The organism is Thermoflexus sp. (assembly GCF_025055495.1).
Taxonomy (GTDB): Bacteria; Chloroflexota; Anaerolineae; order Thermoflexales; family Thermoflexaceae; genus Thermoflexus.
On sequence record NZ_JANWXB010000024.1, the window covers coordinates 1 to 20548 of the forward strand.

Annotated in this window: 17 protein-coding genes and 1 tRNA gene; 4 read left to right on the forward strand and 14 right to left on the reverse strand. The window is 64.2% G+C overall.

Annotated features, from left to right (window positions below; genetic code table 11):
• Positions 1–938 precede the first annotated feature (938 nt).
• Entirely contained in the window at positions 939–2273 is a 1335-nt protein-coding gene (rho, locus tag NZM16_RS00855; RefSeq protein WP_295452604.1) for a transcription termination factor Rho, read from the forward strand.
• A gap of 351 nt (positions 2274–2624) precedes the next feature.
• Here the strand turns inward: rho and NZM16_RS00860 are convergent, their stop codons facing one another.
• The 3 genes from NZM16_RS00860 to rpmF all read right to left on the reverse strand — a co-directional run bounded on the left by NZM16_RS00860 (position 2625) and on the right by rpmF (position 5085).
• Positions 2625–3857, reverse strand: coding sequence for a thiolase family protein (locus NZM16_RS00860; protein ID WP_295452605.1), 1233 nt, complete (start codon positions 3855–3857; stop codon positions 2625–2627).
• Between the two features lie 129 nt (positions 3858–3986).
• Complete coding sequence (locus tag NZM16_RS00865) at positions 3987–4484, reverse strand: hypothetical protein (RefSeq protein ID WP_295477833.1); 498 nt, start codon at positions 4482–4484, stop codon at positions 3987–3989.
• Positions 4485–4896: 412 nt separating this feature from the next.
• The gene (gene rpmF, locus NZM16_RS00870) at positions 4897–5085 is read right to left on the reverse strand and encodes a 50S ribosomal protein L32 (protein WP_295452609.1); all 189 of its coding nucleotides are present in this window, start codon (positions 5083–5085) and stop codon (positions 4897–4899) included.
• A 768-nt stretch (positions 5086–5853) separates the two neighbouring features.
• Here rpmF and rpsL point away from each other — a divergent pair.
• Entirely contained in the window at positions 5854–6291 is a 438-nt protein-coding gene (gene rpsL, locus NZM16_RS00875; RefSeq protein WP_295452612.1) for a 30S ribosomal protein S12, read from the forward strand.
• Between the two features lie 166 nt (positions 6292–6457).
• Here rpsL and NZM16_RS00880 read toward each other — a convergent pair whose 3' ends face one another.
• The 10 genes from NZM16_RS00880 to ruvB all read right to left on the reverse strand — a co-directional run bounded on the left by NZM16_RS00880 (position 6458) and on the right by ruvB (position 16673).
• Complete coding sequence (locus NZM16_RS00880) at positions 6458–7495, reverse strand: polysaccharide deacetylase family protein (protein ID WP_295452615.1); 1038 nt, start codon at positions 7493–7495, stop codon at positions 6458–6460.
• A 306-nt stretch (positions 7496–7801) separates the two neighbouring features.
• Positions 7802–7875 (reverse strand) — tRNA-Glu (locus NZM16_RS00885).
• A 144-nt stretch (positions 7876–8019) separates the two neighbouring features.
• Complete coding sequence (locus tag NZM16_RS00890; protein WP_295477837.1) at positions 8020–8523, reverse strand: phosphoribosyltransferase; 504 nt, start codon at positions 8521–8523, stop codon at positions 8020–8022.
• Positions 8524–9318: 795 nt separating this feature from the next.
• Positions 9319–10338 carry an ABC transporter substrate-binding protein gene (locus NZM16_RS00895; RefSeq protein WP_295477840.1) on the reverse strand — a complete coding sequence of 340 codons (1020 nt, stop codon included), beginning with the start codon at positions 10336–10338 and terminating at the stop codon, positions 9319–9321.
• Between the two features lie 168 nt (positions 10339–10506).
• The gene (locus NZM16_RS00900; protein ID WP_295477843.1) at positions 10507–11310 is read right to left on the reverse strand and encodes an ABC transporter permease; all 804 of its coding nucleotides are present in this window, start codon (positions 11308–11310) and stop codon (positions 10507–10509) included.
• Positions 11307–12059 carry an ABC transporter ATP-binding protein gene (locus NZM16_RS00905; protein ID WP_295477846.1) on the reverse strand — a complete coding sequence of 251 codons (753 nt, stop codon included), beginning with the start codon at positions 12057–12059 and terminating at the stop codon, positions 11307–11309. The genes NZM16_RS00900 and NZM16_RS00905 overlap by 4 nt, the downstream gene beginning before the upstream one ends.
• Before the next feature lie 293 nt (positions 12060–12352).
• Positions 12353–13447: a helix-turn-helix domain-containing protein gene (locus tag NZM16_RS00910; protein WP_295477849.1), complete on the reverse strand. Its 1095-nt coding sequence runs from the start codon at positions 13445–13447 to the stop codon at positions 12353–12355.
• 521 nt (positions 13448–13968) lie between these two features.
• Entirely contained in the window at positions 13969–15120 is a 1152-nt protein-coding gene (mltG, locus tag NZM16_RS00915) for an endolytic transglycosylase MltG (protein WP_295477852.1), read from the reverse strand.
• A 57-nt stretch (positions 15121–15177) separates the two neighbouring features.
• Positions 15178–15627: a Holliday junction resolvase RuvX gene (gene ruvX / locus NZM16_RS00920; RefSeq protein ID WP_295447778.1), complete on the reverse strand. Its 450-nt coding sequence runs from the start codon at positions 15625–15627 to the stop codon at positions 15178–15180.
• On the reverse strand, positions 15627–16673 hold the full coding sequence (gene ruvB, locus NZM16_RS00925; protein ID WP_366946147.1) for a Holliday junction branch migration DNA helicase RuvB: 1047 nt from the start codon (positions 16671–16673) through the stop codon (positions 15627–15629). The genes ruvX and ruvB overlap by 1 nt, the downstream gene beginning before the upstream one ends.
• Before the next feature lie 248 nt (positions 16674–16921).
• On the opposite strand from ruvB, the gene NZM16_RS00930 reads away from it, so the two are divergent.
• Both NZM16_RS00930 and NZM16_RS00935 read left to right on the forward strand, forming a co-directional pair.
• Positions 16922–18424, forward strand: coding sequence for a hypothetical protein (locus NZM16_RS00930; RefSeq protein ID WP_295477855.1), 1503 nt, complete (start codon positions 16922–16924; stop codon positions 18422–18424).
• Between the two features lie 427 nt (positions 18425–18851).
• On the forward strand, positions 18852–20042 hold the full coding sequence (locus tag NZM16_RS00935; RefSeq protein WP_295477858.1) for an AI-2E family transporter: 1191 nt from the start codon (positions 18852–18854) through the stop codon (positions 20040–20042).
• Here the strand turns inward: NZM16_RS00935 and NZM16_RS00940 are convergent.
• Complete coding sequence (locus tag NZM16_RS00940) at positions 19978–20205, reverse strand: hypothetical protein (protein WP_295477861.1); 228 nt, start codon at positions 20203–20205, stop codon at positions 19978–19980. The two genes, NZM16_RS00935 and NZM16_RS00940, sit on opposite strands and share 65 nt — an antisense overlap.
• Between the last annotated feature and the right edge of the window lie 343 nt (positions 20206–20548).

Below are 20548 nucleotides of genomic sequence, written 5' to 3' on the forward strand. Positions count from 1 at the left end.
TTTCTCCCCCCTCCCCGCGGCCCTCTGGGCCGTGGGGAGGGGGGAGAAGGGGGGAGGGATCGTTCCCTTCTGGACGGGCTTTGGTTCCTCCAATCCCCCATTGATCACTGGACAAAGCGCTCACGGCCAGCTTCTCTACCCCTCAAGCGGATTGCAGGCGGGGTCTCCTACAGGCCCCAGATTTGAGGTAGGGAAGCTTCCCTGTCCGCCTCCTATCTTTCCCTCCCGTCATTTCAGGGCGCCCCAGTCCGTTCTTTGCTTTGACGGATTCGGCAAGAATGGATATAATAAGAGTGCTTCTGCCGCTTAAGGCATCGACCCCGAAGATCACCAGAGGGCATCCGGGTTAGGGGTTACGCAGCTTGCTACCCGAGCATCTCTCCTAAGTGTAAATGATGCAAGGGCCCCTCCTTATGTCTGCTCCTTTCCCTGTCCTTTTCGGGCTACAGGGATGGAGAAAAGGACCCTGAGCGGCTTGGGAAGCGGCCGGAGGCGGTGTGCTTAGCCTCTATAGGCTCCTGTCAGGATGGGTAGCAAGTTCAACGAGGGGTTATATCCCGGATTTCCCCCGGAGACTGGACGGCAGGAGAAGTCCCCTGCGCTCCCGAAATGGATTTGCGTCTCCCTTCCAGGGGAAGTCCGGTGGGTATGTCGGGGAGGCACGCCGCTTGACCCGGATTCCCTCGTTGCGGAGTTTCCCCGGAGGCCTTTCGGGAGGGCATGAGGATCGTTCCAGAGGGCCTCGCCCCCTTCGGGATGGGGCCGATGTGGGCGATCTTGTCCGTGCTTCCAAGCCCTGATTAGGGGACGTTCAGACCCCAGAAAGAGGCAAGAACAGAGCGAGGGCATGAGGTGAGCGGCGAAGCCGCCGGCTCGGCTCCCTCTCAGCCCCGGTTTTCAAACGCGCTGGTCTATCCTTCACCGAGAGTGAAATGGCCATGGAACAGGCACAGGTTCAGGTTCCCATTCTGGATTTCGATTACATCCATCTGGAATCCAAAACCTTAGACGAGCTCCGCGAGCTGGCCCGGACGCTGAAGATCCCTAGCTACAGCCGCCTGAAGAAACAGGATCTGATCATGCGGCTGCTCCAGGCTAAGGCGGAGCAGCAGGGCTATGCCTTCGGCGGGGGAACGCTGGAGATCGTAGAGGATGACGCGCTGGGCACCATCGGTTTCCTCCGGGTGAACCCGAATTTCCTCCCCAGCCCTCAGGACATCTATGTCAGCCAGTCCCAGATCCGGCGTTTCGGGCTGCGCCGGGGCGATTTCATCGTCGGCCAGGTCCGGCCGCCGAAGGAGACGGAGAAGTATTTCAGCCTCCTGCGCGTGGAGGCGGTCAACGGCTTGGATCCCGAGCAGGCCCGCTTGCGGCCGCGGTTCGAGGAGCTCACCCCCATCTTCCCGAACGAGCTCTTCGATTTAGAGACTGACTCGAAGAACCTCACCACCCGCCTGATCAACCTGGTAGCGCCCGTCGGTCGGGGGCAGCGGGGCCTCATCGTCTCGCCCCCCAAGGCGGGCAAGACCACGGTCCTCAAGAACATCGCGAACGCCATCTCCACCCGCTACCGGGATGTTCACCTGATGGTCGTGCTGGTCGGTGAACGGCCCGAAGAGGTCACCGATATGGACCGCTCGGTGGAGGCGGAGGTGGTCCACAGCACCTTCGACGAGCCCCCGGAGAACCATATTAAGGTCGCCGAGCTCGCCCTGGAGCGGGCCAAGCGGATGGTAGAGGGGGGCAAGCATGTGGTGATCCTCCTGGACTCCATCACTCGGCTCACCCGCGCTTACAACCTGGTGGTGGAGCCCAGCGGCCGCACCTGGACCGGCGGTCTGGACCCCGCGGCGCTGTATCCGCCCAAGCGCTTCTTCGGCGCGGCCCGAAACATCGAGGACGGCGGCTCCCTGACGATCCTGGCCACCTGTCTGATCGACACCGGGAGCCGGATGGATGATGTGATCTATGAGGAGTTCAAGGGAACTGGCAACTGGGAGCTGCACCTCTCCCGGAAGCTGGCCGAGCGCCGGATCTTCCCGGCGATCGACATCGAACGCTCCGGGACCCGGCGAGAGGAGCTTCTGCTGGATTCGGATACGCTGGAGAAGGTGTGGCTGATGCGGCGGATGATCGCCCGGATGATGGCCCCTCCGCCCGATGGAGGCGGCTACGATCTCACCCAGGTGATGGAGTCCCTTCTCAGCGCCCTGGCCAGGACCCGCAACAACGCCGAGTTCCTCGCCCGCATCAAGAAAGGGGATTGGAACTGAGCCTCCCCATCCGCTCCTTTTGTTCTGCGTGGAATGGAGGGGTGGGTGGCTTCGCCGCCCACCCTTTTTGTTTCTCTCGAAACGGCTCGCCCGGGGGAAACCGTTGCGGCTGCGGCAGGGGCGCTTCGACCCCATCCCCCCTCCTGATCCTATTGCTTTCGAAGCGAGAACACCCCCGGGAGGGACGTGGGCCAGGCCCCTCCTCGGAGACCCTGGGGAGGGGAAGAAAAACGCTTTTTGGGCTGGAGCGCTCAGAAGGCACTTGTGGCGTTCCGACCGTCTGGAGGACCCTATGGCCATGGAAGGCGACGGCAGGCCGCCAGAAAGCGCATCCGGGAGCTTATCCGGGTCTTATTCCATGCCCTCCACGATGGTGGCTTCCCCCTGACCCACGCCCACGCAGAGAGCGGCCAACCCATACCGTGCCTTCCGCCGTCGCATTTCGTAAAGCAAAGTCGTCAGGATCCGGGCTCCGCTGCACCCCAGCGGATGCCCCAAGGCGATCGCTCCCCCGTTGACGTTCACCTTGCTCCAATCCAGCCCCAGCAGTTTGATGCAGGCCAGGGTCTGCACCGCGAAGGCCTCGTTGATTTCCACCAGGTCGATCTGATCCAGGGTCAGCCCGGCCCGTTCCAGGACCTTGCGGGTGGCTGGAACGGGGCCGTAGCCCATCACCCGCGGGTTTACCCCTACGGCCGCAGAGGCCACCCATCGGGCCATGGGTCGCAGGCCCAGGGCCCGGGCTTTCTCAGCGCTCATGAGCAGCAAGGCCGCGGCGCCGTCGCTCAGCCCGGAGGCGTTCCCCGCTGTCACCGTCCCCCCTTTCCGGAACACCGGGGGCAGACGGGAGAGACGCTCCAGATCCGTGTCCAGAACGATCTCATCGTTCTCCCGTCGATAGCGAGGCCCTTCGTCGGTGTCGATGACCAGGGGAGGCTGACCTGGGCGTTCAAGGACCACCGGGACGATCTCCTCTTTGAATTTGCCGGAACGGATCGCCTCCACCGCGCGTTGATGGGAGAGCAGGGCGAAGCGGTCCTGCTCCTCCCGGGTGATCTCCGGATGCTCCTCCGCGATGTTCTCCGCGGTCTCCCCCATGGATTCCAGGGGGAACATGGCCTCCATCCGGGGGTTCGGAAACCGCCAACCCAGCGCGGTGTCATAGACGGTGAGGTTGCCCCGAGGGAAGGGAACGGCGGCCTTGGGCATCACCCAGGGCGCCCGGGTCATGCTCTCCACCCCTCCGGCCACGATCACATCCGCCTCGCCGCACCGGATGGTCCGCGCCGCCAGGTTCACAGCTGTCAGCCCGGAGGCGCAAAGTCGATTCACCGTCACCCCCGCCACATGCTCCGGGAAGCCGGCCAGCAACAGGGCCATCCGGGCTACATTCCGGTTATCCTCCCCAGCCTGATTGGCACAGCCCATATAGACCTCGTCCACCACCCCCGGGTCGATGCCGGCGCGGCGGACTACCTCACGAATGACTAAGGCGGCCAGATCATCCGGCCGCACATCTTTGAGGATCCCCCCGTATTTGCCCATCGGTGTGCGCACGGCGCTAACGATCACGACTTCGCGCATCGATCCCTCCCAGCGAAGAGCGGATGCGGCGATTTGCCCCGGCGGTGGATGATCCAGGATGCCCTATCCTCAGGGAGAGCTCAGCGGTTGGCCTCCTCCCGGGGCTTTGGGGGCCGAGCCAGGCGCCTGCTATCGAAGCCGGTTGACATCCACCCACACCGAACCTCCCATCGTCTGGACTGGATGGGCGGGAAGCGGGGATGCACAGGGGCCGGCGATCGGGCGTCCATCCGCCGTGAAACGGCATCCGATGCACTCCGCGATCAGTTCCGCCCCTTCGATCTTCAGCAGGCAAGAGATGCCCGGTGGTTGCATCGGGAAGGCCCGGATCTGAGCTCCCGTGCGCACCAGGATCAGGGGATAAATCCGGCCGCTCCGGTCTGAAAGGGTGATGGGGAAGGGGATCCCCTCGCTCAAGCGATCCGGCGGGATGCCCGTATCCAGCCATCGAGGGGTCCAGGGGGCGCCGAAGATCGCCAGCCCGAAGATCACGCAGAGGCCCAGCCCCAGCAAGCCTCCGAACAGCGCGAGGAACACCTTGCCTTTTCGACCCGCCTGGGAAGGCAAGCTTTCCTCTTCTACTGGAAAAGGAAGACTCTCGCTTCGGCCATCCCCTGCCCATGGCATGGTCGATTTTCCTCCTTGAAGGGACCTGGCTCATGCTCAGCTTTCGCGCAAACCAGAGCGCCAGCCACCCAACGGCTGGAAAAGCCTCCCCCGTATCCTCCTTCCATGCGGCCCCCGAGGCTGAGGAGGAGACATCCGATAGAGGCCCAGTTTCAGCTCATTCCGGACTTCAGGGCTTTGGGGGGCTTACTTGGTCCTCAAACCTTTTCTTCCCTCCCCGTCGTCCGAAGGGCCGTGGGGAGAGGAGAAGAGGGGAGAGACTTGCCCGCACGAGCATGGATCCGCGCCCGCAACGCCTGTGGGGGCCTCCAGCAGGGGCGCGATCAACCAAAGGGAACACCACCGCGGATAAAAGACGCGGGGAGGAATTCCTTCCTCCCCGCGTTGATTCCTTCATCCGGGTGGAGGTCGCTCACGTCCGCCCTTCGACTTCCAGGACCTGCACCCCCCGGTAGGTCCCGCAATGCGGACAGACGTGATGGGGGAGGATCCGGTTCTTGCAGCGGGGGCATGGCACCAGATTCGGGCGTTGAAGCGCATCATGCGCCCGGCGCATCCCCCGTCGCGTCCGGGTCACCCGGCGCTTCGGCAATGCACCCATCGGAGATCACCTCCTCTCTTTTAGATGATAGGATCGCTCGATTACAAAGCCGAGAATTGGAGAGCTCGGGCGGACGGTGAAGTTGCACACCCCCGTCTATGCCATGGGCAACCTCCGAGCTTCCCCGCGCGTTTTGGGGGGGAAAGGGGCCTGGCCTGCCTCCCTCCCAAAGGCGCTTGGATCGGACTCAACACCTGAGGTTGTCCATGGCGCCACTTCTTTATCTCCGCCCCCATGTCCCTTAACCGTGTAAGGAGGGGGAGAAAGGCAAGTGGCATAAACCCATGGTAAGCGAGGGCTGAAAGAATCGCAACCTTTTTGGTCCGGAAGTCCGTGCAAGCACCCCAGGCGGGTATGCCCTGGGTCGGGGGGGGTGGGCCTTCTTCAGAGCCCTTCGTCGAGGGCCTGTCGTTCCTTCCCCAGCCTCTCGGTCGTGGGAGGAAAAAGGGAGAGAAGACCTTTCCTGGGACCCACCGGAAGGTTCCAGGGAACGTTCCGGTGATCAGGGGATGTATCCCCAGGCGATCCGGCGGGTGATGGGATCGGGCTCGAGGAAGGTCGGCGCGTTGACAGGGTTCCCTTTATCGGCTAAAATACGCGGTGCCTTTTTGATCCCCGGACAGATGGTGAGCCGGTCCGTTCCCTTGTCCGGGGATCGTGGGGCGAGCATAGCCATGTTGGACGGCTTGGTCCACCCAAAATCTCATCGTTGGTCAGCGATGAAACATCGCCCCGAATTTCAAGATCTCTCGAGGGGGATAAGGAAGGATGCCCACCATCAATCAGCTGGTCCGCAAGGGCCGTAAGCCGAAGGTTCGAAAGAGCAAATCCCCTGCCCTTCACTGGGTGTATAACTCGCTGGCGGGGGAGCGTTACTGGGATCCGAAAGGGGCTCCACAGCGCCGGGGGGTCTGTGTGGTGGTGCGCACCATGACGCCCAAGAAGCCTAACTCGGCGTTGCGGAAGATCGCCCGCGTTCGCCTGACCAGTGGGGTGGAGGTCACCGCTTATATCCCCGGTGAGGGCCATAACCTGCAGGAGCACTCCGTGGTCCTGGTGCGCGGGGGGCGCGTGAAGGATCTCCCGGGGGTGCGCTATCATATTATCCGGGGCGCTATGGATGCGACGGGCGTGGACAAGCGGCGCCAGGGGCGCTCGAAATATGGCGCCAAGCGGCCTAAGGAGCAGAAGCAGAAAGGTCGGTAGTTAGGTGCTTCCGTCCGTCTTGGCTTAATCCGTGGAGGGGGAGGTCCGAAGGAGGCTTCCCCCTGTTTTTTTCTCAGCCATCTGAGGGAAAAGATAGGGGAAGGGAGGCTGGTCCGCTCCGCTTAGAAGGCCCCAGTCACCGCTCGTCTATCCCGATTCCACCCCTTCATTTCGGAACGCTGAGCTTCCACATCAGCGCCCCCACATCATCGGTCCCGCGGATCCGGATTCGAGGCCACAGGAAGCGGTTCTCCAGCCGTTCGTCCGCTCCGAAGGCGGTGGTTACAGCGCCCCAGAATCGATACCCCTCCAGGAACTGGATCAGGCGCTGATCGTAATCGGAGGAGGGATAGGCCAAGAAACGCACCGGACGGCCCGTGTGGGCCTCGATGGATTGTTTCCCCCCAATAATGTGATAGAAAAGAAAGGCCTCATCCCTTCCGCTGAGCGGGACATGCTCCCGTCCATGAAGCTGGATGTCCATTCCCGCCTCGCTCATTTGTCGGATCTGCTCCCATGAGAGGTAACGGGGATCCCCTTCATCCGCCCGGCCGGTAAGGACGAAGAATGTTCCACGAAATCCATAGCGCTGGAGCCTCGGGAACGCTTCTTCATAGGCGTCCCGATAGCCATCATCGAAGGTCAGCACGATCGGGCGAGGGGGGAGCGGATGTCCCTGCGTAAGATGAAAGATCAAATCGCTGAGGGAAACCGTTTCATAGCCTGCCTGGCGAAGGTATTGAAGGTGGGCTTCGAACATCGAAGGCCGGACGGAGAGATCCAGCCGGAAGCGATCGGCTCCGGAAGGCGGATCCGAGATGTAGTGATACATCAGGATCGGCACCTGAAGGGTCCGGGTCTGACCATCGGTGGGCGGCAGGGGCTCCTGAAAGAACGGATAAGGCGTCGGAGTCGGCGGCACGATCGGCGATGGCTCCGGAGTCGGAGTCCCTGTGGGCGTTGGGGAGGGGTTCGGAGACGGGGACGGCGCGGGGGACTCGGTTGGGGAGCTTGTCGGGACGAGCATGGATAAGGAGACCTCGGCAGGGGTTGAGAGCAGCCGACGGGAGGTCTCCCACGCAGCCACGTTGATCGCACGGCTCATAGCAAACAGGGTCAGCGCGATCAGCCCGCCAGGAATCATCATCCACAGGGTGAGGGAGAGTAAACGTCGATGCGCTCGAAGTCGCGAGGGACGTGCCATCTTTGCATCCGCGTTCGCCAGGATTTGCATGCGCGCGACAAGGAGCCTGGAGGCCCTCGTGTTCGAGGCTGGGGCGCCGCCGAAGGCGGCGCCCCAGCCCCAAAAACCGCGGGAGATCTCGGAAGTTGCCCACAGGGTTTGTTCTATAAGGCCCTGGACGCCGGGAGGCGCCTGGCGCTCTCCCGGGGGCCCCGGGATCCGTGGGGAGGTGTCCATCGGCCTTTCCCGTGGGAGCTGGTGGCGCGAGTTCGCATCAGAAAAATCCCCGCATCCCCGAGGAAAGCCGGGGATGCGGGGATTGAGAAGTGCCCCCGAGGGGATTCGAACCCCTGATCTCCGCCTTGAAAGGGCGGCGTCCTAGGCCACTAGACGACGGGGGCGTTTCCTGAAGCAATTATACCACGAAAATGCCTTAATCATAATGGGAGCTATGCGAGGGAGCCGATCGAAAGAGGGGAGATAGCTCCGCTCACTCTGATGTCCCCGGGGGCCAACGGCGTAATTCTTGCAGGGACGAAGGGGAGCTATCCACCCAGGGGTTCGATGGGACGGATGCCCTCGGTGCCCCGGCGCAATTCCCATGGGTAGATGATGTAGGCATCGGTCACGGCAGCATAGTAAGTCGGCCCATGGCGGAAGAGAGACTCACGGGGTTTGTAATGGAGCACCGCGGTTTCCGGATAGCCTCCGGCTGCCTCCACCCGACTTCGAACCGTGTTGATGGTGCGTCCACTGGCCCAGACGTCGTCCACAATCAGCACCCGACGGCCCCGCAGCAATTCGTCCTCCGGGAACTGCAAAAACGTGGGCCAGGTGAACAGCTTCACCTGGCTTAAATCCTGAACCTCTGGAAAACGAACGGCTGCCGTCAGGATGTATTTGATGTCCAGGGCCTCCGCGATCATCCCCCCGGGCACAATCCCCCCTCGCGTGATCATTAACAAGGCGTCGAAAGGCCCCCGGAGCTGAGGCAATAGATGATCCATAAGGGCTTCCACATCGCCCCACGAAAGGATTTCCCGCCGCATGGGAACAACCTCATCCGGTGGAATGATAGAGGCGGGCAGAGCCACCCGGAGGCGGCCCTGCCCGCGTTCGGAATCGTCGGGAGCAAGCGTCGGTGAAGGAGTTACGCCGTTGATCGTTTCCTCTTGGGTTTTCGGGGTCTGGACGGGACGCCTTTCTCCCTGCCCATGCCAGTTCGGTGAGCTCGCGTCTAAGCCCCCTGTCATGCCGGGCAAGCCCTTCCCCCATTTCCATATCCTCGCAGCTCGAAGCGCCACCGGGAAGGAGGCCATCGATCTTTTGGAGACGGGTGGGGTCTGGCGACCCATCCGCCTCCCAAAACCTCCCGAGCAACGAACAGATGCCCGGTTTCAGGTGGGGGATGCGCCTCGATCCATCCATGGGGGCCTGACCGGTGCTCGGCCCATCCGGCCCCCTTAAGCCCTCTGACGTTGGTGGATTGGACATTTATCCGCCTGGGCGAAGGGATTCGCCCCTTCGGTGATTTACTGAATTTTAAATAACCACGGCTCTTCTGCAAAGATCCGTGGTTGGGGATTTGAGGGGCGTGGGGTGTGGAACCTCCTCGCGGCGTGCCGGACATTCCAGCCTGTGCCGCTTTGGAACGGGGGTGGAAGGATGGTGGGGGAACAACGAAGTTCCACCGATGGCCGATCCCCTATCCGAGGAACTTTAGGGGTGGGTGGGGCCGCTGAAGACAGCTCCACACGGCGCAATTTCCGCGGTGATCGGGCGTTTATAGTGGGGGCGGGCGGCCATCTCTAGCAGCCCCGCCCGCCCCCTGTAGCCCTGGAACCCTATGGGGTCCCCTGTCGCGCCTTCTGGAGCAGCGCGGTGGTGAAAACGCGATCGATCTCCACGGGCTTGGCGATGGCGTTGTAACGCCGCAGGACCTCATACAGGGCCTCCCATTGTTCCCGGGTTTGCCACCCCAGCCCATGGGCCCGCGTAACTTCCGATTCGGCGTCCTTCAGCTCGGTCTCCAGCATGAACCGCATGTGCCCTCGATCGGCCTGCGGCGCGTATTTCAGCACAATCTCTACGGCCTCTTCCGGATTGGCCCGCGCATCTTCGATGCCCTTCATGGCGGCCCGCAGAAAGCGGATCAGCAGTTCCGGATCTCGCTGGATCTGCTCCTCGCTGGTGACATAAGTGAGCCCCAGGGTGGGCACCCCGTAGTCGGCCGCGTCCCAGATCACCAGTTCGTGGCCCATCTGTCGCAACAGATACGGCTCATTCGATTTGAAAAGGGGATATACATCCACCAACCCCTGAACCAGCACCCGGGGATCAAAGCCGACGTTGACCAGTTCCACTCGGCTGCGGTCCGCCCCCGCCGCTTCCATGATGGCGAAGAGATCCGGCGGCGGCGTTCCTTTGTATCCCACTTTCTTTCCCTCCCAGTCCTTCGGCGTCCGCATCCCGGACGATTTCAGGGCGGCGAACGCCTGTTGCCCGCGCTGGCCGATGAGGGCGATCGAGACCAGGGGGAGGCCCGGATCGGCCCGCCGCTGGAGCAGCACCGCCGCGTCCTGGGTGGTCACCTGGACTGCGCCAGCCATCAGGAGCTGAAGGTGCTCTCCCCGCCCGGTCGAGTGCTGGACCTCCACATCCAGCCCCTCAGAGAGAAAGTAGCCCTTCTCCTTCGCCACATAGACGCCCACGAAGGGGAGGTTGGCCTGGGGCTTGTAGCCAGCCATGAAGACCATATGTTTCAAGGAAACCGTCGGCGTGGCAGGTGCCTGCGGCGTGGTGCAGCCCCCGATCCCGAGAGCGACCAGCAGGGCGAGAAGAAGCCTGAGAACGCGATGGACCATGAGTGACCTCCTGATGCAGGGTTAAAAGGTGAGCAGTGAAATCGCCACAGGGGCAAGATTGTAGGAGCGGATCGAGCCCGATCCGGGGGTTCGAACCGGAGGGCCCGGGCGCGTCTTTTCCCCTGAAAGCCTTGCTCTTCCGATGGGGAGTGGGCTCTCCGGTTTCCCTTATGCCCCCCAGCGGATCACGCGGCGCTCCCCCCATGCGGCGATGGCGTAGCCTGTTAAGCTCAGGGCCGCCAGGATCATAGCAGCGGCGAAGAGACGGGGCATATCCAGATTGGTCTGTGCCAGCCACATAGCCCGCCCCAACCCGCCCGAGGCTCCGGTCCACTCCGCCACCACCGCCCCAATGAAGGCCAGGGGGATGGCGGTCTTCAACACGGTGAACGTATACGGCCATGCAGAAGGCCATCGCAGATATCGGAAGACCTCCCAGTCCGAAGCCTTCCACGCTTGCATGAGCTCCAGGGCCGCCGGATCGACCGCCCGCAGCCCCGTCATCCACGACACCAGGGCCGGGTAGAAGGTGAGCAGCGCGGTCATCAGGACCTTGGGGATGGGACCGAAGCCGAACCACAGGGTGAGGATCGGCGCGATGGCCACCAGGGGGATGGCCTTCAGCAGGATCACCAGGGGCATGACCGCTCGCTCCAAGGGGGGATAGAAGGTGGTGGCCACCGCCAGCCCCAGAGCGATCCCCATTCCAAGCGCCAGCCCGGCGATCGCTTCCCCCAGGGTGACCCAGGCCGCTTGAAGATAAAACGCTCGTTCCGTCCAGAGCACCGCCAGAATCCGGGAAGGCGGTGGAACCAGGTAAACGGGCACCCGGGCGGCGTGAACGGCGAGCTCCCACACCAGCAACGCCGCCGGCAGGGCGAGGGGGAGCATCCTCCCGAGCCAGCGCTGCATCGGTCGGGCTGTTCGAAGGGCCCGTCGGGCGGAGGCTTGTAGAAAGGCCCCGGGGCTCATCGAACACCTCCGGCGAGGGCCTGCCGGATCGCCTGCACCCACTCGCCGATCCGCCGCTCGTCCTGCCGCGGTCGGGCGTCGGGGATCGAAAAGCGAGCCCGGATCCGAGCCGGGCGCCCCGCGAGGACCATCACTTCATCCGCCAGCCGTGCGGCCTCATGCAGGTCATGGGTGACCCAGAGGACGGTCGCCCGGAACTGTTGCCAGAGCCGCTCGACTTCCTCCAGGAGCTGTTCCCGGGTCAGGGCGTCCAGGGCCGCGAACGGCTCATCCATCAACCACACCCGCGGGCCCGACACCAGGGTCCGGGCCAGGGCGACGCGCTGCTGCATGCCGCCGGAGAGCATATGAGGATAGGCTCGTTCGAATCCTCTCAGACCAACCAGTTCGATGAGCTGCTGGATAGAAAGCGCCGGTCGGAGCGATCGGCCGTTCACCTCCAGGGCCAGCCGGATGTTGCCTTCCACCGTGCGCCAGGGGAGCAACGCCGGGCTCTGCCCCATCCAGCCGATCCACCGCGCCGCGCGCGCTTCCTCCGGGGAGAAGGCGCCCAGACGCACTTCACCCGCCGTGGGATGCAGGAGGCCTGCGACCATTCGCAGCATGGTGGACTTCCCACATCCGCTGGGCCCCACGATGACCGCAAAGGATCCGGAGGGGATCTCCAGGTTCAGATCCTCGAAGACCGTCCACTCGCCCTGGGGGGTGGAGAACACTTGACGGACATGTCGGATCCGGATTTCCAGCATCCTGGAGGCTCCGTCGCGCTCTTTCCCCCCTTCCTCAGGAAGGGGAGGGATTTTTAACGTTATGGGCAACTTCCGGGCTCTCCCACAAGTTGGGGCTGGGGCACCGCCGAAGGCGGCGTCCAGCCCCAAAACGATTCGGCTCATGCTCAGAACCCGTGACGCTGGCTGGGCCTGGTTGCAGGCGGGGATTTGGAGGGGTGTGGGGTGGCGAAGCCACCTCCCCGATCACCCCAAACGTTTTAAGGGAATAGGGTGGAGACCGCTCAAGATGGCCGGTCTGCTCCTCCGTCCTCTCAGGAGGCTATCAGACCCCGCCGTCCTTCCATGCGTTCCGGAAGGATCCGGAAGGTCTCGAGATCGTGGCGGGGGAGGGGCCAATCCACGCGATAGCGATGGGTCAGACGAGCGATCAGCCCCTCGGGCCCTTCCGGGAAGGACAAAGGGAGAGCTTCTCCTTCCACCCGAACTCGCCGCAGGGGCGGCCATGGCTCGTCGATCAGCAGGGTGATCCGCGGGTGGGTTCGCACGTAATCGGGCCACCGGGAGCCCGGGAAGGCGGCGATCCAGAGGGCCGGCCGCTCCCACACATACCACACCGGGACGGCATAAGGACGGCCGTCGGCCCGCAGGCCGATCAGTCGGGCGATCCATGGCCCTTCAAGGAAGGCGGCGATCTCGGTCAGGCGGAGCCGGCGCAACGGAAGCTCGGACGGCTCCACGGCATAGGGCTGGTAGGTCGGCGCGCCCAGGCGATGGGAGAGGCGGGCCGCCGCCGCCCGGAGGCTTTCCGATAGAGCGGGGCTGGCCCGGGTGGCGGGCAAGCGCACCGCCAGGGCCGCGTAGGGCCGACGGCCATCCGGGCAGATCGGCGCAGCGATCTCCAGAAGCGATCCGGCCGCGCGGCGAGCGATCCCCTTTCGACGGATCCTTTCCCAGCGCCCGCCAGCCTGACGATCCGCCAGGAACACCCAGCCCGCCGCGCTTCGGGAGAGCGGAAACCGTTCCCCGATCTCCCAGCGGCCGATCAACGGATAGCGGCCTGGGACCGCTTCGATCACCACTCCCTCGTCCCCAGCGGGGCGCACCAGGGCGATGCTTTCGGAGAACCCCTGAGCCTCCGTCCGGAACAGCTCCCGCAGCGTCCGTTCCGGGTGCGCCCGGGCGGCCAGCGTCCACCAGCGCGGACCCAGGCGGTAGCGCCCCCGGGGGCCGGCCTGCTCCAGATACCCGTGGGCTTTCAGCGTGTTCAGCAGCGCGAAGGTCCCGGTACGGGAAAGGCCGAGGCCCTCCATCAAATCCGAAGGGGAGGATCCCTCCGGCCGCTCCGCGATCCGTTCCAGGATCTGGAGCGCACGCTCTACGGCGGGCACGCGCTGAATGTAAGACAAGGTGGGATCTCCATAGTGGAATGTAACGTGATTTATTATAAGAAACCTTGGTTTACTATGCAAATCTCAAGGTAAATCCATTCTGGAGTGGGGGAAGCGCTGGAGGCAGGGCTGGAGCTGCTCATCCGGAATGCGTGCTTCCTGCTCTCCCTATGGGCGCGGCCAGCGAGGCCCGGCGCTCCATCGATGGCCGGGTGGATTCCCTGGATCCCTTGACGGAACGGGATAGGAGATCTTGGGTCTGCTAAGTAAGAAGAGCTGTGCGGAGATCGTCCAGATGCTGTTCATCCGCGGGAGGACGGTGGATTTCCATCCGGATGCGGAAGCTGGGCCTGAAGAATCCGGCGAAGCGGGTTCCATCCCAAACCCATGCCGGCAACCCGGCCCAGCCGGGAGGAAGACATCGTCTGCGCTCTATTCCAGGAAGGCGCTTCCGGGGAAAGGATTCCAGGGGACGGGGAGCGCCCGGAAGGTGTTCCCCGTCCCTCATTCATTCCTTCTGCCTGTCCGGGGTCTGGTTCTTACTGGCAGCGGCGGAAATTCCTCAGGTGCTCCTCATGAGTGCGGGCGAACCAGTGGCTGCCGTCCTTTTTGATGCAGTCGGCCATAAAGTAGAAATAATCCGTCTCCGCCGGGTTCAGCACCGCTTCGATGGAGGCCAGGCCGGGGTTCGCGATGGGCCCCGGCGGCAGTCCAGGATAGCGATAGGTGTTATAGGGAGAATCCACCTGCAGGTCCTCCAGCACGAGCGGGCTCTTCCACCAGGTCTTCTGGTCCGGCTGATAGCCTAGGGCGTATTGAACCGTCGGGTCGGCGTCCAGCTTCATTCCGGCGGTTAGCCGGTTGAGGTAAACGCTGGCGATGAGCGGACGCTCCTCGGGCAAGACAGCCTCCCGTTCCACGATGGAGGCGAGAGTGATCACCTGGTGGAGGGAAAGCCCCCGGGCCCGGGCGCCCGCGATCTTCTCCGACGTCACCTTCCGGCCGAAGTTCTCCAGCATGCGCCGGATCATCGCCTCCGCCGTCGCATCCCGGGCCAGCCGGTAGGTGTCCGGGAACAGATAGCCTTCCAGCGTCGCGCCAGGGGGCAAATCGGCCAGGAAGGGGAAATCCCTTCGCCAGCGGAGGCCGTCGCGGGCGGCCTCCAGGATCGCCTGGGCGGAGAGGTGGGTCTGGGCGGCGATGGCTTCCGCCACCTCCTCCAGGCGCAGGCCTTCGCGAACGCGCACTGTCCATTCCGCCTGACGGCCGGATCGGAGCGCCTCCACGATCTGGGGGATGGTCATCGTTTTGTTCAGCGTGTATTCCCCCGCTTCGATCTCCCGATCCAGCCCGTGATAGCGCACGTAGGCCCGGAACAGAAAGGCGTCCCGGATCAGGCCCGCTTCCTCCAGCGCCTGGGCGACCTCCATCACCGACTGGCCGGGATGGATCGTGAAGGTCACCGGTGTGGCGTCCGTGCCCGCTGGCCGTTCCAGATCGCCCCGTCGAAGGAAGAGATACAGCCCCAATCCCCAGTCCGCGGGAGATCCAGAGAGCTCGGGGCCGGAGGATAAAGCGGGCCGGTTCAGTCGGGGAACCAGGACGGCGCCGATGGCGCCGCAGAAAAAGAGGACAACGCCGATGGCCACGAGCCAGCGCCATGTCGAGCGGCGAGAACGCTTTCGAGCCATGGATACTCCTTGAGTTCTACGAGGTTACCCCCACGGAGCGGCGATAGAACCTATCGATTAAGCGAACGGCGTAGCTCCTGAAAGGGACGGATCCCGTCCACGGGCCCGTTGTGCCTCCAGGTAATCCTGGAGGATGACGGCAGCGGCCTCGGCGTCGATGGGCTCCCGGCGACGCCCCCCGCGCATAGCCCGGTAAGCTTCCGCGGTGGCGGTCGAGAGACGCTCATCCCAGAGGACGACGGGAACCGGCAGGCTGCGCGCCAGCGCTTCCGCTTCCCGACGGACCCAGCGGGCCTGAGGGCCCTCCTCACCGGAAAGGCTGCGGGGGAAACCGATCACCACCCGCTCCACCTCGTATTCCGTGAGCAAACGAAGAAGCGCCTCGATCACGGCTTTGCGGGAAGTCCGGGGAAGGATCCTCAGCGGGCGGGCGATGGTATGGGTCGGATCGCTGATGGCCACGCCGATGCGCTTCTCGCCCAGATCCAACGCCATGATCCGTCCCATCAAATCGACTCCAGAGGCAGCGGGGGTTGAGCGGCCTCCCCGGGGTAGGGAAGGCCCAGGTGTTCATAGGCACGGCGGGTGAGCACCCGGCCGCGCGGCGTGCGATCGAGGAAGCCCAATTGCAACAGATAGGGTTCCACCACATCCATGATCGTGTCCGGCTCCTCCGAGAGGGCCGCGGCTAAGGTCTCCAGCCCCACCGGCCCGCCGCCGAACTTTTCCGCCAGCGTGCGCATCAGCCGGCGGTCCAGCTCATCCAGCCCCAGGGGATCCACATCCATGAGCTGGAGGGCTTCGGTGGCCACCGCCACGGTGATCACCCCGTCGGCGCGGACCTGCGCGTAATCCCGGACGCGGCGGAGCAGGCGAACGGCCACGCGGGGCGTGCCGCGGGCCCGGCGGGCGATCTCCCGCACGCCCTCTTCCTCGATCGCCACCCCCAGCACCTGGGCAGCGCGGCGGACAATGGTTCCCATCGCCTCCAGATCGTAGAAATCCAGGCGGAAGATGGCGCCGAAGCGGGCGCGGAGCGGGGCGGTGAGGAGGGCCAGACGGGTGGTGGCGCCGATCACGGTGAAGCGGGGAAGGCTCAGGCGGATGCTGCGGGCCGCCGGCCCTTTCCCGATCACAATGTCCAGGGCGAAGTCCTCCATCGCCGGGTAGAGCACCTCCTCGACGGTGCGGGGGAGGCGGTGGATCTCATCGATGAACAGGATCTCGCCGGCCCGCAGGTTGGTGAGGATGGCCGCCAGATCCCCGGCGCGTTCGATCGCGGGGCCGGAGGTGATCCGGATGGGCACCCCCATCTCGTTGGCGATGACGATGGCCAGGGTGGTCTTGCCCAGGCCGGGCGGGCCGTAGAAGAGCAGATGATCCAGCGGCTCGCCGCGGGCCCGCGCCGCCTCGATCAGGATCCGCAGGTTCTCCTTCACCCGATCCTGGCCGATGAACTCCTCCAGCCGTTGGGGCCGGAGGGCCATCTCGATGGCCTGCTCCTCCGGCCGCCGGTGGGGCGAGATGGGGCGCTCCGGCCTCCCAGGCTCCACGGATGGCCCTCCCGATTGCTGCACGTCCAGGGAATCTTTGCGGCGCTTCAACCGACTGCTCCTGTTGAACCATCTATATCGATTATACTTCCACGAGGGGATTGCCCCCATCGGGTCAACCGGCGGGGGTTGCCCCATACGGGCAACCACGGGGGGTGCCCCTACGTGGGCATGACGCGCAACGCCCGCCGGGCAGGCCCCTGGGCCCGTTCCGAGCCATGCGGATTTCGTGAGCCGAGGCGATGCCCATGCGAGCCGGCAGGCCTGGATTCTGGCGTTCCCTGACGCCATCGCATTTGCTGGCCTTGACTGTGCTGACCGGCATCTTCGTCTTCGTCAGCACCCATCCCATCCGCCCCCACGATTTCTGGTGGCATCTCGCCGTTGGGCGCGAGATCCTTCAGACCGGACGCATTCCCACCGTCGATGCGTTTTCCTACACCCGGGCGGGCGCGCCGTATCCTTCGTATACGATGTTCTGGCTGGCGGAAGTGCTGATGTATGGGATCTACACCCTGGGGGGCCCGGCGCTGGTGGTGTGGGTTCACAGCCTTCTGATCACGGCGGCCTACGGGTTGGTCCTGTGGACCACGTGGGAGGCCAGTGGACCTCGGGCGGCGGCGTTGGGGATGGTCGTGGCGGCGGCGCTGGGGATCGACGACTGGAACGTGCGGCCCCAGGCTTTCGCCTTCCTTGCCGGCGCCCTTTTCCTGCGCGGGCTCGCCGGACTGGAGCGCTCGCGGCGCTGGCTCTGGGTCTTCCCCCTCGGGATGGCCCTCTGGGTGAACACCCACGGATCCTTCCCCATCGGGCTGTTGCTCATCGGGCTGACGCTGGTCGGGAAGGCGATCGAAGGCGGGATCTCGAGAGAACGCGCGTCGTCCTTGCGTCCATTCCTGCTGGCCTTCGGGCTGGCGTTGCTGACCACTGGGCTCAATCCCCGGGGCTTCGGGGTTTACGAGTATCTGGTGATGATGGCCCGCAACCCGGTGATCCAGACGATGGTCCCGGAATGGGCCCCGCCTGGCCCGGACCGCCGCGGGCTGTTGTTTTACGCGGCGGTGGCGCTGACGGGGATCATGCTTGCGCTTCCACCGCGTCGCCTCCCGATTCGGGATCTGTTGACCGCTGGGGCGTTCACTCTGCTGGGTTTCCGGACCTCCCGGGGGGTGGTGTGGTTCGGGATGGCGGCGGCTCCAATCCTGGCGGCGCGGATTCAAGCCCTTTGGCCGGAACGGCCCGGACGAACCGGAGTCCCAGTTCTGAACGGATTGTTTCTGGGGTTGTTGGGCGGGATGGCCCTCGCGGCGCTCCCCTGGTTCAAGGGGTGGTGGCCCCTGCCCCCTGCCAAGGCCGGACTGATCTCGGCGGAAACGCCGGTGGCCGCGACCGCTTTTTTGCTTCAGGAACGGTTGCCGGGGCCGCTGTTCCACGATCTTTCTTTCGGCAGCTATCTGATCTGGGCGGCCCAGCCCGATTATCCCGTGTTCGTGGACACCCGACTGGAGCTCTACCCGATGGAGATCTGGGAAGATTACCTGGCGATCAGCGCGGCAGCTCCGGATTGGGAGGACCGGCTGGCTCGCTATGGGGTGTGTCTGTTAATGTTGAGCCCGGTGGAGCAACCCGCCCTGGTGGAAGCGGTTGCGCGATCGCCGCACTGGAAACGGGTGTATCAGGATGGAGCAGCCTCGATCTGGATGAGAAGGGAAGGAGCATGCGGCAGCCCATCGGGGTCCCGCATCCCATGAAGGGCGGAGGACAGAGCAGGCCGCCGAAGGAGGCCGCCCAGTTGTTGAAGTCTTTTTCAGCCCAGCGGTTCGCGAGGGGCGGATCCAGGTGCCTTCGGCGATGTCCTCAAAAACTCCAAAGGAGACGAACTGTGCAGCTCCTGCCCCTCAAAAACTGAAAATCCCTGGATTCGGAGCCCGGTTCCTGCAGATCCGGGGGAATCGGTCTAAGATGAAAGGACCAGCCATCGGAAGGATGGCGGTGTCTCGCTACAGGCCGATGGATCTGGGCTTTCGGAATGGCTCTTCCGCTGGGATCTTCCTCCCTGGGGTTTAAAGGGCCCTGGGGAAGGGAGCTCCGTGAATCTTCGGGGTTTGCCATTCCGAGAGAGCCTTATCCGCCATGGGATGAACATGGCCGGAAATGTTCCCGCTGGAGAGAAGCACGGTGCGGGTTCCACGTTGGGTGTTGTTCCTGATCAGCTTCGCGGCGCTGATCTATATCACGGAGCGGCTGTGGCAGCTGTTCGGCCTGTTCGCCGACCTGGTCCGTATGCTGGCCCTGGCCTGGCTCTTGGCGTATGTGCTCCATCCCCTGGTCGCCTGGCTGGATCACGGACCGTTCCCCGAGCCATGGCTGGAAAGCCTGATCCGTCGGGGGGCACCGCTCTGGCTCCGGTTCCTGGCTCGCTTTCGGATCCCCTATGCCGTTGGCGCCACGCTGGTTTACACCGGCCTTCTCACGGCGATCCTGATCGGCCTTTTGCTGGGGTTGCCCCTTCTGGTTCCACAGGCGCTGGAGTTCGCCGCGCTGCTCACCCCTTATCTGCAGAAGGCACCGGAGATCCTGGTGGAGCTCCAGCGCGATCTGGCGGCGCGGTTGAACGTCCCGATGGAAGCGCTGGCAATCCTTCCCTCCCGGGAGACCTGGCAGGATCTGGCTCGGCTGGGGGCCGGCTGGGTGCTGCCGATCCTGGTGGAAACCGCCCGGCGGATCGGAGGAGGGCTGGTGGAGTTCCTGCTGATTGTGGCGTTGAGCTATTACACCATGCTGGATTGGCGGAACCTCTCCCGACAGCTCCTCTCGCTGATCCCGCCGGCGTATCACGATGAGCTCCGGGCGACGGCGGCGATCCTGGATCGCACGTTCGGGGGCTTCCTTCGAGGGCAATTATTGATCGCGCTGACCAACGGGCTGGTCACCTTTGCGGTGATGATCGCCTTCGGCGCCCCTTTCGCGGTCCTGATCGCGCTGCTATCCGCGCTGATCATTCTGATCCCGATCATCGGGGCTCCGATCGCCCTCTGGGGGCCGCCGCTCACCCTCTGGCTCCGGGGGGAATGGACCGCCGGGCTCTGGATGTGGATCATCCTGATGATCTATCAGCAGGTCCTCTTTCACTTCCTGGTCCCCCGCATGCTGGGGGAGGCGACCGGGTTGCCGCCTTTGCTGACCTTGATCGCCGTTCTCGTTGGGGTGCGCCTTTTCGGGTTCTGGGGGTTCGTCTTCGCCATCCCGGTGGCCGGCGCCGGATACAGCCTGGCCTTTCTGTTGTTGAGCTCCCGGGGCTCCTCTACCCGGGCTTCGGAGCCATCCGCGGGATCACCGTCCACTGATCCGATCGAAGATCATAGATGAGATCGAAGGTCATGCCATCGATCGTGCGCACACGAAATCCTAACGTCTCGGGGGTCCGCCAGCGATGGAGGATTTCGGCGACGGATTTCTCCGTTCCCTCCCATTCCAAGGACTCCGGACGTTCCGGATAAGTGGATCCGGCGTAACAGCGCACCTGGGCCATTGTTTCGCCTCCAGCGCGGGATTTCGGGCTGACCGCTTTGTAGTGTAGTCAATGCCGGAAATGGAGGGTTGGGGGTAGCGGGCGGCGAAGTCGCCTGCTCCCTTCCATCTCGGATCGAAAGCGCCCTTCGGGCCTGGCGCAGCTCCCTGCGGGAAACGCCGTCGCTTTGTTCGCTTCGAAAGCGATGAGGAAAGGTTCGATGGGCGAGCGGCCGAGGGCCGTTCGCGTGGCCGGAGTTTGGATCCTCCGCCCTCCCCAGGGGAGGTGAGGGAGTCTCTCCGAACCGTTCCCGCTGCGGCGCTTTCCCCCGATCAGAGCGTGATGATCAGGGAACCTTCCGGAG

What these genes read in the sequence shown, in the direction of transcription:
- rho (WP_295452604.1), top strand. Translation starts at nt 939, where the DNA reads ATGGAACAGGCACAGGTTCAGGTTCCCATTCTGGATTTCGATTACATC.
- NZM16_RS00860 (WP_295452605.1), bottom strand. Translation starts at nt 3,857, where the DNA reads ATGCGCGAAGTCGTGATCGTTAGCGCCGTGCGCACACCGATGGGCAAA.
- NZM16_RS00865 (WP_295477833.1), bottom strand. Translation starts at nt 4,484, where the DNA reads ATGCCATGGGCAGGGGATGGCCGAAGCGAGAGTCTTCCTTTTCCAGTA.
- rpmF (WP_295452609.1), bottom strand. Translation starts at nt 5,085, where the DNA reads ATGGGTGCATTGCCGAAGCGCCGGGTGACCCGGACGCGACGGGGGATG.
- rpsL (WP_295452612.1), top strand. Translation starts at nt 5,854, where the DNA reads ATGCCCACCATCAATCAGCTGGTCCGCAAGGGCCGTAAGCCGAAGGTT.
- NZM16_RS00880 (WP_295452615.1), bottom strand. Translation starts at nt 7,495, where the DNA reads ATGGCACGTCCCTCGCGACTTCGAGCGCATCGACGTTTACTCTCCCTC.
- NZM16_RS00890 (WP_295477837.1), bottom strand. Translation starts at nt 8,523, where the DNA reads ATGCGGCGGGAAATCCTTTCGTGGGGCGATGTGGAAGCCCTTATGGAT.
- NZM16_RS00895 (WP_295477840.1), bottom strand. Translation starts at nt 10,338, where the DNA reads ATGGTCCATCGCGTTCTCAGGCTTCTTCTCGCCCTGCTGGTCGCTCTC.
- NZM16_RS00900 (WP_295477843.1), bottom strand. Translation starts at nt 11,310, where the DNA reads ATGAGCCCCGGGGCCTTTCTACAAGCCTCCGCCCGACGGGCCCTTCGA.
- NZM16_RS00905 (WP_295477846.1), bottom strand. Translation starts at nt 12,059, where the DNA reads ATGCTGGAAATCCGGATCCGACATGTCCGTCAAGTGTTCTCCACCCCC.
- mltG (WP_295477852.1), bottom strand. Translation starts at nt 15,120, where the DNA reads ATGGCTCGAAAGCGTTCTCGCCGCTCGACATGGCGCTGGCTCGTGGCC.
- ruvX (WP_295447778.1), bottom strand. Translation starts at nt 15,627, where the DNA reads ATGGGACGGATCATGGCGTTGGATCTGGGCGAGAAGCGCATCGGCGTG.
- NZM16_RS00930 (WP_295477855.1), top strand. Translation starts at nt 16,922, where the DNA reads ATGCGAGCCGGCAGGCCTGGATTCTGGCGTTCCCTGACGCCATCGCAT.
- NZM16_RS00940 (WP_295477861.1), bottom strand. Translation starts at nt 20,205, where the DNA reads ATGGCCCAGGTGCGCTGTTACGCCGGATCCACTTATCCGGAACGTCCG.